This is a genomic window from Prosthecobacter sp. GW821-HT29F12 (assembly GCF_058803405.1).
Map to the genome: position 1 here is coordinate 7,415,010 of NZ_CM179517.1, position 16,736 is coordinate 7,431,745.

A 16,736-nucleotide genomic window follows, 5' to 3' on the forward strand; every position below is an offset into this window, starting at 1 on the left:
CGGTCTAAAAACGTCTATCGGGGTCTGAGACACTCGTGAGCTTCTTGTCGTAGCACTCGTCGGCCTTCATCAGTTTGACCTTTTCCGCCAGTTTCTCAAATGCCGACGAGGTGGATTTGGTCAGGACGATCGCACCATTCGGATCCATGACCTGGACGATCCAGCCTTGATACTTGAAACCAAACACAGCACCAGTGGTGTCAAACTGAGTGGTGACACTCGGCAGCTTGTTTTCAAACACCTGGCGGATGGGGATGGACACCGGAAAATCCTCCCGCTGCAGGACTTTGGCGACTTTCATGTCCACCGTGCTTTCGCCGAGAAGGATGAAACTCACCGTGTAGCCATCGTAGGCCTGAGCGGTCGAAGTATTGGTGAATTTGACACGCGGATTGATCACCTGCATTTCGTCGTCAAAGTCACCGCCCTCGGTTTTGGCGGGACGACCGATCATGACTTCGATTTTGACACCGGTCGCGAAAGGGACTTTGGGAGCCGCCGTATTGATCGGCATTGGAGCAGCGGGGGGCGCCGGGGGAGCGGTGACCGGAGATGGGGCTGCCACCGCGGCTAGAGTCGGAGTGCCGGAAGAAGTTACATTGTTGAGAGGCTTTGGTGGGGGCAGGCTGGCGAGCAATGCATCACAGCGGGCGGAGCCAAGACGGTCTCCCTCCTGCTGGCGCTTGGAGGCGAGGTTTTTAACACCGTTTTCGAGATTCTGGCGCATGGCGTCAGCTGATTCCATGCGGCGCTTCTCAAGCTGATCGATCTGCTGGCGGTAGATGCCACGAAAACGTTTGTGATCACCCGAAGTCGCGGCGTCGGTGGAGGGATCGGGCACGGGCTGTCCGGCGGCGATGGCATTCGCCTCAGCGCGCATGGCTAACTGGTCTTTGGGGGAAGCAGCGGCGGCGGAGCGAAGCAAGGCGGCACCGTATTTGCTGGTGAGGTCGCGGATCTGGGCGTGGAACTGCGCATCGTTGACGATCGAGTCGGGCGGAGCTGACTGAGCACGCAACGCTACGAGTTCCGGGTCGAATTTTTCCAGACGGGCAATCTGACGCGTGGCCAGGGAGAGGAAGCTTTTGTTTGTGCCGAGTCTGTTCAAATCCGGGAGGCGGATGACGAGCGCATCGAAGTCATCCGGCTGCGGATTTTTCATGTCGATCGGGAACCCGGTGACTACCATCCAGCCCTCATCCTGGGAGAGGCGGATCGTGTTGGCGCGCATGCCGATGTCGAGGCTGGCCAGTTCAGCTCCGGTGTCGGCTTCGCGGATGAGAAGACTGCCATTAGAGTAGGCGCAGACAAGGAGTCGGCCGGCTCCCGCCCAAGCCGCGCCGGAGCAGCTGAGGCTGGCAGGGGGATTGATGAGGAAACGCGGGGTGAGCGCTGGAACATCAAGCAGGTAGAGAGGGCCGAGACCACCGACGATCGTGCTGCCGTCCGGGGAGAGGGCAAGGCGGTTGCGAATATTGGTGTAGCCCGGCAGATCGCGGATGTGGCGATGGTCTGGCGCGGAGAACAGCGCCGCAAAGGGCTTGTCCATGATGATGCTTTGAGTGGAGCCTGGGCCTTGGTTTGGATTCGGCTTCATGGTGCTGCCAACCACGAGAAGCTGAGATGCCTCGTCAGGCTTCGTCGTGGGCAGCTGAAAGAGGTGATAAGCCGCGCGCGGCCATTCGGAGAACTGCTGCAGCACGGCACCTTTCGACGGGTCCCAGTGATAGACGCCGCCGCTGGCGTCATTGCAGAGCAGGTAGACGCCTTTTTGATCGGCGGCCCACGTGGCATAAGTCAGCCTGTTGGCAGGGGCTTTGATGCTGGCGATGGTTCTACTCTTTTCGAGGTCGAAGATGGCGACTTGATGTGAGCGCAATGAATAGACCAGGACGCGCCTGCCATCAGCTGCCAGTTCGATGCCATTAATATCGCCGACGGGGGAGGGGAAGCGTCTCAGTTCAGCACCCGTGGCCACATCCCAGAGCATCAGCGTGTCATCCTGGCCACCGGAAATGGCACGCCGCTGGTCGGGCAGGATGCCACAGGAAAAGACGATTTCTTTGTGACCTTTGAGACGCCTGAGGAGGGCAAAGTCTCCGGTCTCGGGTTTGAACGGCCCGGCAGGCGCATTGCTGATGATGGCGGGCGCAGGAGCTGTGGCCGCATTCGGCGTGGGGGCGGGAGCTGCCGCGTCTTTCTTTGCGTCCGTCTCGCTCGTTGTTGTGACCTTCGCATCTGGTTTTGGCTGGGCAGAGGTGTCAGGCTTGTTCTGCTGCTGGATGAACCAGCCGCCAGCGCTAAGCAGAGCCATGCAGGCGGCAGCCCAGAGCCATCCATAGGATTTTTGTTTTGGTAGCGTGTGGACAGACCCTTGCGGACGTACCCGCGCCTGAAGTTGCGGCGGCGGTGCACGATGCACAGACGCTGCCGGAGCGGAGGCTGCCGTGGCTGCAGCCTGGAGGAAGGTTTTGATTTCACCGCAGTTCTGAAAACGGCGGGCGGGGTCCGCCATCATGCAGCGGCTCACGACGCTGGCGTAAGCCGCTGGCACGCCCTGGCCTGCCATAACTCCAGCCGCACCAGGTGTCAGCTTGGTGAACATTTCATGGATGACCACACCCAGTGCGTAGATGTCAGCGCGGTGATCCACGGTGGCACCACTCTGCAGGCGTTCGGGAGCCACGTAGTCAGGGGTGCCGTACTCGGCCTCGCCGGCTGCATCAGTGTCCTTGTCGTGTGCGAGGCCGAAATCGACGATCTTTGCCTGCCAGTCATCGGTGACGAGGATGTTGGCGGGTTTGATGTCGCGGTGAATGATGTGGTGACTGTGGGCGTAGGCAAGAGCGTCACACAGCTGTGGCAAAAGGCTGCGGATGCGCTCTGGCGTGACTTCATCGCGATGAATAAGGCGGTGCAGGTCCATGCCATTCACATACTCCATCACCAGATAGAGGTGCCCCTGTGTGGTCTGGCCGAAATCATACACAGCCGCGATGTGCACATGCGAGAGCCGGGCCATGGAGCGTGCCTCCGTGATGAAACGGCGTGCATCCTCCTCATTCTGAGAGGCGGATTCCGGCAGAAGCTTGATGGCCACCCAGCGGTCCAGCGCCGCCTGTCTGGCGAGATAAACCGCCCCCATGCCGCCGACGCCGAGAATGCCGTGAAACTCATATTGCGGCAGCAGCGCCGCCATTTCCTCCAGTGTGGGGAAGGGGGATTCCTCCGCAGGCTTTTCTTCAGGAGTGATGGGGGATTCAGTTTCTTCGCTCATGCAGAGATAGTCGTGGACGGCCAGATGCATCCTAAACCTCATTCAGGAAAAAGCTCAAGCTGAGAGTGTGTGACAGGTTGCTCTACTTAGGTAGCCGATACCGAGCCAATTCAGCTGAAATTCGTCACATTCTCACATCGCGGATTTCTTCCGCGCTGGTGAGCGTCAGTGTGCTGCCATCTGGAAGCGCAAGCATGAGGTGGCCCTCCTCATTCAAATCAACGACACGGCCATGCACCTCACGGCCTTCAGCGCGGCAGCGGATCTGCCTGCCGGAAAGCCAGCTGCGCTGACGAACCTCGGCAATGGCCGCGGGGAAATCATCTTCGATGCGGGCAAACTCGGTGTGCAAAGAGCTCAGGAGGCGGTGGGCTAGAGTATTGCGGTCGAGTTCGCTCACCACGGGGCTGGCGAGCTCCCGCAGCAATGACGTGGCGTGGATCTCAGGCGGAAAGTCGCGCGCGTTCACGTTCAAGCCGATGCCCAGGACGATGCGCATTTCATCACGCGTGGAGACAGTCTCCGCCAGCAGGCCGCTGACTTTGCGGTCGCTCAAATAAACATCGTTGGGCCATTTGATGCGCGGTTGCAACGGCAGTTCGGCCTCGATGGCTTTGCAGATGGCAAGCGCGGCCAGGGTGGTGACGCGGGGCCACGATTCCATGGGAGCCAAAGGCTTCAGCAGCAACGAGAACATCAAATCCCTGCCACGTGGGGCGATCCAGCGGTTGTCACGCCGACCCCGGCCTGCGGTTTGTGATTCGGTGAAGACCACGGCGCCGACCGGGAGAGTGGCGGCGTTTTGTTTGAGCCAGTCGCTGGTGGAGCCCACTTCATCCAGCACCGTGACGTGCCACGGCAGGGCAGGATCGTTCAAGGCGCTGGCATCAAGCGGGATCATGCACGGATGCTGTGAGGATCGCTGGCCTCGCCATGCTGATGCAGTTCATCATGGTCACCCTGACATTCGAGATGCGTGGTGATCAGCACCGGATTGGCCACGCTGTCCTGCACGGCGGTTTCAATTTGGGTGGCGATGCGGTGGGCGTCGCGCAGCATGATGTCATCGGCAAAGAGCAAATGAACTTCGACGTAGTGCATTTCCCCGGCATCACGATGGCGCAGGGCGTGAAACTTCAGGCCGTGTTTTTCAGTTTCGCGGCGCAGCGCGGCGTCGAGGATGGCGTTCAGTTTCGGATCGGCGCTGTCCATGAGGCCGCCAACGCTCTGCCGCATGAGGCCGTAGCCAGTCCAGATGATGTTGGCGGCCATGAGGAGGCCGCAGATCGAATCCCAGCTGTGCCAGCCGGTCAAGGCGACGAGGCCGAGGCCTACGATGGCACCCAGGCTGGTCCACACATCGGTGAAGACGTGTTTGCCATTGGATTCAAGAATCAGGGAGCCTTGTTTTTTCCCTGTGCGGATAAGGTATGTGCCGAGTACTGCATTGATGCCGATCGTCAGTGCGGTCAGCGCCAGGCCCTGGTCCAGATTGGCGGGTGGCAGGTGCAGCAGGAGGCGGCGCACCGATTCGTAAATGATGAACAAGGCGGCAAGGATGATCAGCCCGCCTTCGATCCCGGCGGAAAAAAACGCGATCTTGCTGTGGCCGTAGGGGTGGTCGGCATCGGCCGGCTTGTGCAGCACACCGAGGCTGAAGGTCGCGAACATCACTGCCGCGACATGCACGACGGACTCCGCTGCATCGCCCAGGATTGCCGCAGAGCCGGTGAGCACATACGCCCCCATTTTGAGCACAAGCATGAGAAACCCCACGGCGAGAGAGAGCCGCATGGCGCGCGTGGCGTCGGAGGTGTTGCTCATGAGAGATCAGTCACGCAGCAGCAGCTCGACGATGGCGGGCACATCGGCAAACGATTCGACGCAGCGCCAGGGATTCAGGGCGCTCAATTCAGCGTAGGAATACTGACCCGTAGCGACGGCCAGGCACTTGGCGCCAAAGGCTTCGGCACAGCGGATGTCCTTCGGTGTGTCACCGATGACGATCACATCGTCGATGTGGTAGGTCGTGCCGGTGGCATCCTGCATGCGCTGCAGCGCCACGGGGCCGAGCTGGTTGCGGTCATGATGATCACTGCCGAAGCCGCCTTCGAGGAAATGCTCGTAGATGCCGTGGCGCGAGAGCTTGATCACCGCGCCGCGACGAACGTTGCCAGTGAGCAGACCCAGGTGCGCTTCGCTTTCGCTGCGCAGGGCTTCCAGCAGTTGCGTCACACCGGGCAGGGTGTAGCCGCTGAAGTCCGGCGCTTGGAGGCGGCGCTGAAGGTGGGAGAGATAGCGGTCAAGAAACGCGATGACTTCCTCAGGCGTGTGCTGGCGGCTCAAGTGGCCGAACACATCCATGGCAATCGCTGGGTCGGTGGACCCGGCGAGCTGAAGCGGCGGGAAATGTTCGCGCTGAATGCCGAAGTGTTCTTCGGCGGCGTCGAGAATCGCCGCGCCGCCCGCGCCATTGCTGTCGATCAGCGTGCCGTCGATGTCGAAAAGAAGCAGGCGTGCCATCTCAGTGTGGCTTGGAGGCTGAGGCAGGAGGATGTGCTGCAGCGCCGGTGTTGGACGGTGCGTATTTGGCCACCATGACAGCGCCTACGACAGCCAGCACGCAGCCGATGATGAACTGCGGTGGAATGGCCTTTTCCGGACGATGGAGCAGCATGGCGGTGAGGGTGTTGATCACTGGTGCGCCGCCGAAGACAATGGGCATGACAGCCGCCGCAGCGGCCACACCGAAGCCACCGCCGCCCTTGATGATGGGAGTGGCGGCAGCGCCGAGGGCGAGGACCAATGTGAGGGCACCCAGAGCACCTGCCATCCCCGCGATGAGGCTGAGGGGAATGCCGCTGCCGGTTTCACCGGTGAAGCTCCAGTTAGTGCCCCGGGCCTTCAGCACAAGCGCGGTCACGATGCCGATGAGAGCGTAGGCGATGCAGACAAACAGAAATGCCTTCAGGCTGGCATTGGGGGTTTCAGCACCCATGGGCATCTTGGAGCGCGCCGCGTGAAGAATGACACCATAGACGCCCCAGGAGAGCACGGTGAGAAGAGCGTAAAGGAGCCAGGGCTGCATGATTTTGGATCGGGGTTGGGAGTTCACAAGAGTTGGGGAGTGAGCAATGAATTGCCTTTGGAGAACGCCTCTCACAACGGCTTTGTTCACTTTTTATGGTCAGGGGACTTTGAGCGGGCAATGCGACAGCGCACAGTCTAGAATTCTCTCCCTCTGGAATAGAGGTAACGAAAAAAGCCGTGACCAAAGCCAGGCTTGCAGTGCCGAGTATAAGCCGTCAGCCTATGCAAACTAGAGCAGGCCAAGAAGCTCATGAAGAGTTTACTTTCTGTCCGGCCGTTTCAGCAATTCAGGCGGCGCGGCTTCGATCTTGTCGCGAAAGCGCTGGGGGATCACGACGGCCTTCATCTGGCCGGTTTCGCGGTCTTTGCGCACGCAGGCGGCGGTGATGCGGCCTTCGGCAGCGAGGGTGCCGTCCAGTTTCCAAAAGCGGATGAAGTGGCGGATGACCTTGCTGCGGACTTCTTCCACGAGGAGTTCGCATTGAAACTCCTCCTCGACACGCAGCGGGGCCATGTAGTCGCAGGAGGCGTGAACGCGCGGCCAGCCAACGCGTTCTTCGCCTTCCACCGGCTTGTCGACGATGGAGAAGCCGAGGCTGCGGAAGAAGGCATGCTCCACGCGCTCCATGTAGCGGAAGAAATTGGAGAAATGGACGATGCCGGCCATGTCGGTGTCAGAGAACTGGACGCGCTCGATGCAGGTGAAACGGTGGGCCATGAGGCGGGATGCTTAGTCGCTGGATGCCGGATTCTCAAACACTCATCGCCGTCAAATCTCCGGAGGGGGAAGTGCCGGGAGCATGAGCCTGCGATTCATTCCGCCGATCGGTTGGATGAAGGAACCGCTCAACGCGAGGTTGTATTTCCGGAGCTGCAGTGGGTAGATCCGGGCATAAGTAGTGCGCAGGCGCTGGCGCAGGGGATCATTGGCCGCAGTGAGCGGCAGCTTGTGCACTTCCTGCCGCAGAAAGTTCAGGCTTTGCAGCACATTCACATAGCGAACATCCTCAGGCCCTGAAGGAGTGAGGTCGTTGAATCCATAATGCGCGACGATGACTGTGTGGGAGCCGCGTGGCCCCAGAAACGGCGCGGCCATGCGCTCGGGGCCGAAGTCATCATAATTCAATGTGAGCGATTGGCCGGCAAAGGCCCTGCTCAGTCCTCCCGCCGCGCAGCCGGGGAGTAGTACAAGAGGCAGCAGCAATAAAAGCATGCAGGTGAATTTCATGACGATGGTTGGGTGGCGGGTTAGTGAGAAATGACGGCGAGCTCACACCCCTGCGCCTCGCGCATTTTGTGGGCGGACTCGATCACAGCATGCGCTGCAGTTTCGGCATCCGCCTTGGTATTGAAGCGGCTGAAGGAAAAACGCAGCGTGCACGCGGCATCACGGGCGCTGACACCCATCGCCTCAAGCACATGCGAGGCATGCAGCGCGCCGGTATGGCAGGCGGACCCGGCGGAGCAGGCGATGCCTGCCTGATCCAGCAGGATGAGCATCCCGGCGGCATCCATTTCAGGCAGGCAGAAGGAGCTGGTGGTGTGCAGGCGGTGCGTCGGACAGCCGTGAATCCGCATCTCCGGCAGTGCAGCGTGGATGAGGTGCTCGAAGCGGTCGCGCATGCATTTGAGGCGGGCCTTGTTGCCATCTGCGAGATGCTGGCCGGCGAGTTCAGCGGCTTTGCCGAGGGCGATGATGCCGGGCACATTCTCCGTGCCGCCGCGCCGTTCGCTTTCCTGACCACCGCCCACGAGCAGCGGTGCAAAGCGGACACGCTGGCTGATGTAGAGCGCACCAATGCCCTTCGGCGCATGCATTTTGTGGCCGCTGAGGCTGAGAAAATCGACCGGCGCCGTCCGCACATCGAGGTGGATTTTTCCCGCCGCCTGCACGGCATCCGTATGCACCAGCGCACCAGCGGCGTGTGCCAATGCGACGATTTCATGCATGGGGGCGAGCACGCCGGTCTCGTTGTTGGCCCACATGATGGAGATAAGCGCGGTGGCTCCTGGCCGAACGAGCGCGCGCAAGGCATCCAGATCAACTCGGCCGTCAGGATGCACGGGAGCTGTGGTGACTTTGCCCCCCTGAGCCTGCCAGCGCCGGGCAGACTCCATCACTGCGGCGTGCTCGGTGCCGGTGATGATGAGTTCCGGCTTCTCCGGCCACAGGGCGCGCACGGAGGCATGCACCGCATTGATGGATTCGGTGCCGCCACTGGTGAAGGTGATTTCCACCGGGCTGGCATTGAGCAGGGCTGCCACCTGGGCTCGCGCCTGCTCGATGGCGCGGCGCACTCTGCGCCCGGCGGCATAGCTGGCGGAAGGGTTGGCGTAGTGCTCGCGCAGGAACGGCAGCATCGCTTCCAGCACTGCTGGATCGACCGGCGTGGTGGCGTTGGCGTCGAGGTAGATCACAGCCGGAAGGTCGGACTGCGATTCCCGCTGTCAATACCCCTTCCTGCACTCGACAAGACGCCCACTCCCGCTAACCTCCCTGCCCTTATGCTCGACATCCGCCTCATTCGTGACAACCCAGATCAGGTCAAACAGCGCCTCGCCAACCGCAGCGGCGACTTCGCATCATTGGTGGATGAGGTGCAGTCCATTGACACTCAGCGCCGCGCCGCAGAGACGGAACGGCAGAAGCTGCAGAGTGACCGCAACCGCATCAGCAAAGAGATCGGCATCGCGAAAAAGAACGGCCAGGACACCAGTGCCATTGAGGCGGAGGTGCGTGGCATCGGCAGTCGCATCGAAGAAATCGGCCGTGAGGCCGATGTGGCGGACGCACGCCAGCGCGACTTGCTCCTCAGCATTCCGAACCTGCCGCATGAAGCCTGCCCCGTCGGCAGCACGGCGGAGGAGAATCCTGAAGTGAAGGTCTGGGGTGAGAAGCCCACGTATGACTTCCAGCCGAAGGACCACACCGTGCTCGGTGCGGCTCTCGGCATGCTCGATTTCGAAGCCGGGGCCAAGATCTCCGGCAGCGCCTTCGTGGTGTATCGCGGTGCTGGCGCCAGGCTGGAGCGCGCCTTGATCAGCTTCCTGCTGGACCTGCACACCACGCAGCATGGCTACGAAGAAATCAGCCCGCCGCTGCTGGTGAAGTCGGAGTGCCTCGTCGGCACCGGCCAGCTTCCTAAATTTGGCGATCAGGTCTATCACAGCGCTGCAGACGATCTCTATCTCATTCCTACCGCCGAGGTGCCGGTGACGAATCTGCATCGCGATGAGATCCTGCCTTTGGAAAAACTGCCGGTGAATTACGCGGCCTACACGCCCTGCTTCCGCCGTGAGGCAGGCAGCGCGGGTCTCGGCACGCGTGGGCTGATCCGCATGCATCAGTTCGACAAGGTCGAGCTGGTGAAGATCGTCACTCCGGAGACAAGCATGGCCGAACTGGAAAGCCTCACCGCGAATGCGGAGAAGGTGCTCCAACTGCTCGGCCTGCACTATCGCGTGATCGAGCTCTGCACGGGCGACATTGGATTTGGCTCGGCCAAGACCTATGACATCGAAGTCTGGGCGCCGGGGCAGGGGACGTATCTCGAAGTGTCGAGCTGCTCGAATTTTGGTGACTACCAGGCCCGTCGCATGAACCTGCGCTACAAGGATGAGAACGGCAAAAACCGCATCCCCCACACATTGAATGGTTCCGGCACGGCGCTGGCGCGTTTGTTTGTGGCGCTCGTGGAAACGTATCAGCAGGCGGATGGAACGATCCTCATTCCTGAGGCTTTGCGCGGTCACTTCGGTGCTGAGAAAATCGGCTGATCTTCATGAAACAAGCCTGCGCCCTGCTGCTCCTGCTGGTGTCTGCCCGCATCGCCTGTGCGCAGGCACCGGGTGTGCCGGTTTATGCTGAAGGGCGTGGAGCGCGCCCCAATGCGGTGCTGTTGGAGCAGGCAAAAAAGCTGCAGGGAGCTTCCGAGCTGCTGTCGATGACGAAGGCTCTGGAACAGGCGCAGCGCACGCAGTGCGACATCACCCTGCCAGCCGCTGATTCCAAGCCGCTCAGTCCACGCGAACGCTGGCAGCGTGCGCGCATGTCACACCTTCGTGTGGGGCAGTTGTACCTGTGTTCCAAGTGTGACAAATGGCACCTCGATCTGTCGGGCGGCTATGCCATCACGGCCGATGGCGCGGTGGCCACCTGTGCGCATGTGATCGCGCCGCCGCCCAACATGAAAGAGGGCTGGCTGGTCGCTGCCACGGAGGAGGATGTGATCCTGCCCGTCACAGAAGTGCTTGCTTGCAATATTGGCACCGACTGCGCCATCCTTCGGGTGAAGTCCGCCCAGCCGCTCACCCCGCTGCCGCTGAGTTTGGACGTGAGTCCGGGGGATTCCGTGTGGTGTTTCAGCGACCCGAGCGGCAAGCGCGGCTATTTCAGCGAGGGCATCGTGAGCCGTTTTGTGAAGCGTTCGTTCATGACCAAAAAGGAGGCGGACAAGCTGCCCGAAGGTACTGAGGCTCCCAAGCCTGTGTGGCTTGAGACAACGACGGACTGGGCGCCTGGATCAAGCGGCTCGGCCTTGATGGATCAGTTTGGCAATGCGGTGGGTCATGTGTCGGAAATCCAGACCGTGCTCGAAGATGCACTGCCGCCACGGAAAAAGAAAAGTGAGGCCACCGTCATCCATCAGCTGGGCACCCAGATGGTGTTTCATCAGGCCATCGGCGCGGTGGAAGTGATGGCGTTGGTAAAAAAACCTTGAGCCTGAGGCGCAACTTTCAGTGGGGCCGTGCATTCATCAGGCCTATGAGATGCATCACCTTCTCCTTCTTTGCTGCGCTGAGTCTTGTCCTTTCTGCACAGGGGCAGATCGAGGGAGTAAAGGCGCATCGTGATCTCGTTTACGTCGAAGGCGGGCACGAGCGTCACAAGCTCGATCTCTACCTGCCGGAGAAAGCCGAAGGCTCCCTGCCGCTCATCATCTGGGTGCACGGCGGCGGCTGGCAAAATGGCAGCAAGGATGGCTGCCCGCCGCTGCGTGCTGGCTACGTCGCGCAGGGTTATGCGGTGGCCAGCATCAATTACCGCCTGAGCGGTCACGCGGTGTTCCCGGCGCAGATTGAAGATTGCAAAGCCGCGATCCGCTGGCTGCGGGCGCATGCCAAGGAGTACTCGCTCGACCCGCAGCGCTTCGGCGTGTGGGGCAGTTCAGCAGGCGGGCACCTGGTGGCGCTGATCGGCACCAGCGGTAATGCGAAGGAGTTCGACGTGGGTGCCAACCTGGATCAATCCAGCCGCGTGCAAGCCGTGTGCGATTACTATGGGCCGACGGACCTCACCGTGTTCGTCACCACACCGGGATATGAGAGTCATGCCACCGATGCTTCACCCGAAGCGAAACTGATCGGCGGTGCGGTGATGCAAAGCAAAGACAAGGCCGCGCGAGTGAATCCGATCACCTACGTCACCAAGGAAGATCCCCCTTTTCTTATTGTGCATGGCGACAAGGATCCCACCGTGCCGATCAATCAGAGCCAGCTCTTGTTTGATGCGCTCAAGCAGTCGGAAGTCAGCGTGCATTTTCACACGATCCACGGTGCCGGACACGGTGGACCGGGTTTTGCCAGCAAAAACATCGACGACATGGTCAGCCAGTTCTTCGCCGAGCGGCTGAAAAGCAGCTCGGCAAAGACCGAGGCCCTGACCACCGAAAGCACTGCGGATACGGCGATGATGGAACGCGATCCACGCAAAGGCATGCCTCAGAGCGGCGGGCGGCGCGGCATTCCCTGGGAGGTCATCACGGGGCGCGACGACAAGGACAAGGACGGCAAGGTCAGCAAAGAGGAGTTCAGCGGACCGCCCCAGCTGTTCCAACTACTGGATAAAAATGGCGATGGCCTGCTGGAAAAATCGGAGCATGAGGCCTTTTTGAACCGCCCCGGCCCACGCTCCTGAGGGGGCGAAATTTCGCTTCCCAAGCGATTTTTGAACCTTTAACATCGCCTGAACTCCAACAGGCCATGTATAAGCACCGAATTACCTTCGCCTTGGCTGCTCTTCTGAGCACGGTCATCTCCGCCAAAATACACGCCGAAGGGGACTGGAGTGTGAAAAGCGCCGAGCGTCCCAAGGTGGCGATCTTTGCCGAGGATGTGACGGTGGACGGCACCCGCCGCCCCGATCTGGGCCGGGCGCTGGCGGACAGTCTCAGCACCAACTTGCTGCGTCGCGGGCAGATGCGGGTGTTCAATCTGACCACCGAGGAGACCAAGAACGGTACTCAGACTCTGGTGCTGCCCAAGGATGCGCCCATCAAGACACCGGCGCTCGACAAGGACATCGACTACCTGCTGAGCTTCAATTTGTTTTCCAACGCCAATGAGCATCGTCTGACGGTCAAGAAGACCCGTGTCACGACCTCAGAGCTCATGGATTCCCACCAGTTCTTCACCTATGGCAGAGTGAGTGATGTGTTCGCGCTCGTGGGCAAAATTGTGGACCGCATCGATCCGCTGCCGGTGATCCACAATTTCCCAGTCACTCAATCTCCTGCGGCGATTCGTGCCGCGCAGCCTGATCCCACCCCGTATCAGCGATTCTGGACCGGAGACTACTCCAATCCGGGCAGCCCGGCCTATGATCCGTGGCGTGCCAACAATGTGGCGCAGTATGACCTCAAGAATGTGCCAAAGGCTCTGACCTACCGTGAACTGGGTTCCATCCAGCACATCAACACCACCTGGAGATTCACCGTCGTCAAACCGGTCAAAGGCGTTCAGTTAAACAGCCGCGATCCGCTGCATGTGCTCTACGACGAAGGCGACGTGTATGCCAATCTGCGCGTCGGCACGGTGGAGCAGGCCGGAGTCATCGCCGACTACGGCGGCATGACGCCGGAGCACCACAAGCTGTTCAATGGCGACAAGGTCTTCGGCTGGTACTCACCTCCTCCGGAGAAGGTGGCGAACACGAAGTAGGGCTGTGATGCTGTTGGCATGAGTCATGAGGCGTGGAGATCAGTGGCATGCCGCGAGTGCGACAGCTGACATCAAAGCATCTGACAGGTGCAAAGGGTTGTCCGGCTCCTCAAGGCGGTAGCTGTCATTGGCTTCATTTACATGAAGTTGTTGCCTCCCGTACATCTGGACACCAAGCAGGTGTTTATTCTGCTTGGTGCCAGCGCACAGATATTAAGCTGAGCGCGCTTCAGCAGCGACTCGCTCACATCCTCCGAAGAGGCGTGTTAGAAACTGATGTTCACGCCCAGGGTCACATTGTGTGAGGTGTAGTTCGTGCGCCCGAACTGGCCACCGTAGAAGAGGTAGGCACCCACGGTGGGAGTGATCTGCAGGTGCACACCGGTGCTGAGCCGCAGGCTGTCGCGGCCAATGGCTGGACCATTCACGCTGAACATCGGGCCGGGACCCGCGACAAAGCTGGAATCGATGGATTGCATGCTGTCGAGAAACTCGTGCTGCCAGGAAGCGCGCGCCTGCGGGGTAAGTCTCATGCGGCCCACCTGCGTCGAGTAGCTGACCCTGACACCGAGGTTGGAGCGCAGTGATTCCTGGTACTGTTTGGGATAGCTCAGGGGAGTCAGGGAGCCACTTTCGGTAAAGTTGTCAAAGTTCACCCGTGTGTAGCCGAGTGAGGAGAACAACCCTACGGTCGCGTCGCCGATATGATGGTCGTAGCCGCCGTTGATCATGGAGTTGAACGCCACGCCATTCGTGCTGCCGGTCGCACGGCCCAGCAGGGAGGAGCGGTCGGTGTCATAGGAGCTGTAGGTCAGGCCGGTCTGCCCATCGAGATAAAAGCCGCCGCCAAACAGGGTGGCGTACACCGCCCCACGGAAGCTGTCGGCTTGAATGCTGCCTCCATTGACAAGGCTGGCATTCGACCGGGTGTAGCCGCCCATGCCACCAAAGGCAAAGTGGTCGTTCAGCAGGTAGTCGGCGCCCATCATGGTGCCGATGGTGTTGAAGTTGTAACCGCTCGCATTGCTGGTCGTGCTCACATTGGCGTTTCCACCCAGGCCTTCGACAAAGAAATTCCAGCGTCGCTCGTAGGGCTCGGTGACAGTGGATGCAGTTGTTTTGCCATCCGCCGAAGATGCGATGGTGTTTCGCGTCAGGTCACTGCTGTCGCGACGGGCACCGTCACGCACCTGCTGCAGATGCTGCTGGATGCTCGCCGCCTGAATTTCAGCCGCGTGAAAACCCATCTGAAAAATCGCGGTCATTTCATCCGGCGCGATCTGGTCATAGAGGCCCGGCAGCCGGGAAACAGGCTGTCCATTGAGGTAGGTGACCGCAGCATTCCCTGGATTCAGAAATTGGAAACCATCAAGGCCTCCGGCCGCAGCGGCCTGGTTGGGTGTCAGGCCCGGCACCGAATTGTACGGATCTTTGATCCAGGTGATGTAAGCATTGTTGGCATCGTAGGTCACAGTCGGGTACAGCAGCGTGTCACCTTGATGGTATAAGAAGTTCTGGTTGAACTGAGCGTTGTAGAACCTCGAAAAGGGCGCGTTGGAGGCGAACTGGCCGGTCAATCCGCCCGTGGTCTGGATGATCGTCTGCCTGTCGCCGGTCGGGTTGCCAGCCGATGCGCCATTGGGCACATACAGGCCGCTGTCATCATACACAAACACCGTGCCGCCTGTCAGTGTGGCGGTGCCCGTCACATTGTACTGCGTGTAGGTGCCAGGAGTGGTGCCCTGCAGATGCATGCTGATCTGGCCGCCGCTTTGCACATAACCGCCGACATTGATTTGCAGAAGCTGGCCGCCCAGCGTGTCCACGTTGCCCTGCTTAATGTACAGCGTGCCGGTGCCAAAGGCGGTCGAAGTGCTGGCAAAGGGACTGCCCACCAGAACATTGCCTGGCGTGTTGATCGTCGTCCCGCCGCTGAAGGTGTTCGTCCCGAGCAGAACCGTGTTGCCCGGACTGGTGATCAGCATGCTGCCCGTTCCGCTGATCACGCTCGTCGCCGCCTGGGCGTTGTTGCCTGGCGCGATCCATTGGATCTGGCCGTTGTTGACGACGGCATTGCTCCACACTCCGCCGTTCACCAGATCAATGAGCAAGTTGGCCCCTGGGGCCACCGTGACCAGCGAACCTGCCAAAATGGACCCCGTAAGGCCATTGCCCACCTGGAGGGTGCCCGCATTGATGTTTGTGGGGCCCGTATAAACATTCTCACCAGTCAGCGTGAGCTGTGTCAGTCCGTCCTTGGTCAGACCGATGGTGCCGCCGACCACTCCGCTGATCACCATCCCTGCAAGGTTGTTAACACTGATCGTCTGGGAAGTGCCCGCGAGGACCAGACTGCTCCCGATCGTGACCAATCCCGCACCATTGTTGACCCGGATGCCAGCCAGCAGTCCTGTGCCCGAAATCGTCAGCGTGTTCGCACCAGAAATGCTCACCGCCACGCTGTCATTGATGACCAGACTGTCGATGTTCTGGTCCACGCCAAGCAAGGTGTCCTGACGGAGCGGTACCACACCCGTCACGGAGAAAATCACGTTTGCCCCCATGGCCGGGATGTTCTGGTCCACTGCGCCGGTGGTGTCTGGAGACCAGTTCATTTCCGACCACAGATTGCTGTTGCCGCCCTTCCAGTAAGTGCCGTTGAGGCCAATGGGCGCGCCCGCCAGCCCACCATTGTTGATGCTGTTGGAGTCCAGGGTCACACCGCCGTTGATCGCCAGCGCCCTGCCACCTGAGAGGCTGGCACCTGTGGTGAGCGTGATGCTTTCCAAGGCCAGGATGTTGCCTGCGAATGCCGATCCGATCCCCAGCGTGGCCGAACTGCCCACCTGCCAGTAGATGTTCGCGAGCTGCAGGTTCCCCACGACCGCGATAGAGGAGAAATCCGCTGTTGTCAGCGTGCTTCCGATCTGGAAATAAAAAGCCGCGTTCGAATTACCCAGAGGGTCGAGAATCAGCTGACCCGTGAGCTGGGCCGAGCTGGTGAAGTTATACACACCCGGCGTCAGGGTCAATCCACCCATCTCCTGCCCCAGGGATTGATTCACCGCCAACCCTGAGATGATGGTATAGGCCGTAAACGTGTCCGCATGTGCATTGACCGCCGGCGCGTCCGACCCCACATAAATCGTCCCTGTCACGCCCCCTGGAGGGAAGCCTGTGATCGCCGATCCCGGACTCACACCCAGATCACCAATCAGGAGGGTGGGCCCTGTGTTGGTGACAGTGGAGCCCCCCAGAACGGAAAAGTTCGATGCCGCTCCCAGGCTTTGCGCATGCGCCGGTGCTTCCAGCAACAGCATGCCCCCGGCCATGAGGCCAAGACTGCACCAGGCCGCCCGCCATTTCGAGGGGCGCGCTCCTGCTAGGATTGCGATGTGTTTGTCGAGTGTGGTCATCTTTGTTGGTTGGG

The 16,736-nt window shown here is 60.5% G+C and carries 13 protein-coding genes; 4 read left to right on the forward strand and 9 right to left on the reverse strand.

Annotated elements, in window-relative coordinates; all coding sequences use genetic code 11:
* Nucleotides 1–4: 4 nt before the first annotated feature.
* From AC3RLQ_RS30460 to AC3RLQ_RS30495, 8 genes are all read right to left on the reverse strand, one after another.
* Entirely contained in the window at nt 5–3,277 is a 3,273-nt protein-coding gene (locus AC3RLQ_RS30460) for a WD40 repeat domain-containing serine/threonine protein kinase (RefSeq protein WP_493032733.1), read from the reverse strand.
* Nucleotides 3,278–3,401: 124 nt separating this feature from the next.
* A complete protein-coding gene (locus AC3RLQ_RS30465; protein WP_493032735.1) occupies nt 3,402–4,178 on the reverse strand; it encodes a biotin--[acetyl-CoA-carboxylase] ligase in 777 nt (258 codons plus the stop codon).
* Nucleotides 4,175–5,101 carry a cation diffusion facilitator family transporter gene (locus tag AC3RLQ_RS30470; protein WP_493032737.1) on the reverse strand — a complete coding sequence of 309 codons (927 nt, stop codon included), beginning with the start codon at nt 5,099–5,101 and terminating at the stop codon, nt 4,175–4,177. Before AC3RLQ_RS30470 ends, AC3RLQ_RS30465 begins: the two co-directional genes overlap by 4 nt.
* Nucleotides 5,102–5,107: 6 nt before the next feature.
* Nucleotides 5,108–5,800, reverse strand: coding sequence for an HAD family hydrolase (locus tag AC3RLQ_RS30475; protein ID WP_493032739.1), 693 nt, complete (start codon nt 5,798–5,800; stop codon nt 5,108–5,110).
* 1 nt (nt 5,801) lies between these two features.
* Entirely contained in the window at nt 5,802–6,365 is a 564-nt protein-coding gene (locus AC3RLQ_RS30480; RefSeq protein ID WP_422320382.1) for a hypothetical protein, read from the reverse strand.
* Between the two features lie 261 nt (nt 6,366–6,626).
* On the reverse strand, nt 6,627–7,085 hold the full coding sequence (locus AC3RLQ_RS30485) for an acyl-CoA thioesterase (RefSeq protein WP_461526460.1): 459 nt from the start codon (nt 7,083–7,085) through the stop codon (nt 6,627–6,629).
* A 51-nt stretch (nt 7,086–7,136) separates the two neighbouring features.
* Nucleotides 7,137–7,595: a hypothetical protein gene (locus AC3RLQ_RS30490; protein WP_493032742.1), complete on the reverse strand. Its 459-nt coding sequence runs from the start codon at nt 7,593–7,595 to the stop codon at nt 7,137–7,139.
* A gap of 20 nt (nt 7,596–7,615) precedes the next feature.
* On the reverse strand, nt 7,616–8,785 hold the full coding sequence (locus AC3RLQ_RS30495) for a cysteine desulfurase family protein (protein WP_493032744.1): 1,170 nt from the start codon (nt 8,783–8,785) through the stop codon (nt 7,616–7,618).
* An 87-nt stretch (nt 8,786–8,872) separates the two neighbouring features.
* On the opposite strand from AC3RLQ_RS30495, the gene serS reads away from it, so the two are divergent.
* From serS to AC3RLQ_RS30515, 4 genes are all read left to right on the forward strand, one after another.
* On the forward strand, nt 8,873–10,144 hold the full coding sequence (gene serS / locus AC3RLQ_RS30500; protein WP_493032746.1) for a serine--tRNA ligase: 1,272 nt from the start codon (nt 8,873–8,875) through the stop codon (nt 10,142–10,144).
* 5 nt (nt 10,145–10,149) lie between these two features.
* Nucleotides 10,150–11,088: a S1 family peptidase gene (locus AC3RLQ_RS30505; protein WP_493032748.1), complete on the forward strand. Its 939-nt coding sequence runs from the start codon at nt 10,150–10,152 to the stop codon at nt 11,086–11,088.
* A gap of 44 nt (nt 11,089–11,132) precedes the next feature.
* A complete protein-coding gene (locus AC3RLQ_RS30510; protein ID WP_493032750.1) occupies nt 11,133–12,284 on the forward strand; it encodes an alpha/beta hydrolase fold domain-containing protein in 1,152 nt (383 codons plus the stop codon).
* Between the two features lie 65 nt (nt 12,285–12,349).
* Nucleotides 12,350–13,306: a hypothetical protein gene (locus AC3RLQ_RS30515; RefSeq protein ID WP_493032752.1), complete on the forward strand. Its 957-nt coding sequence runs from the start codon at nt 12,350–12,352 to the stop codon at nt 13,304–13,306.
* A gap of 266 nt (nt 13,307–13,572) precedes the next feature.
* Here AC3RLQ_RS30515 and AC3RLQ_RS30520 read toward each other — a convergent pair whose 3' ends face one another.
* A complete protein-coding gene (locus AC3RLQ_RS30520; protein ID WP_493032754.1) occupies nt 13,573–16,722 on the reverse strand; it encodes an autotransporter domain-containing protein in 3,150 nt (1,049 codons plus the stop codon).
* Nucleotides 16,723–16,736 lie beyond the last annotated feature (14 nt).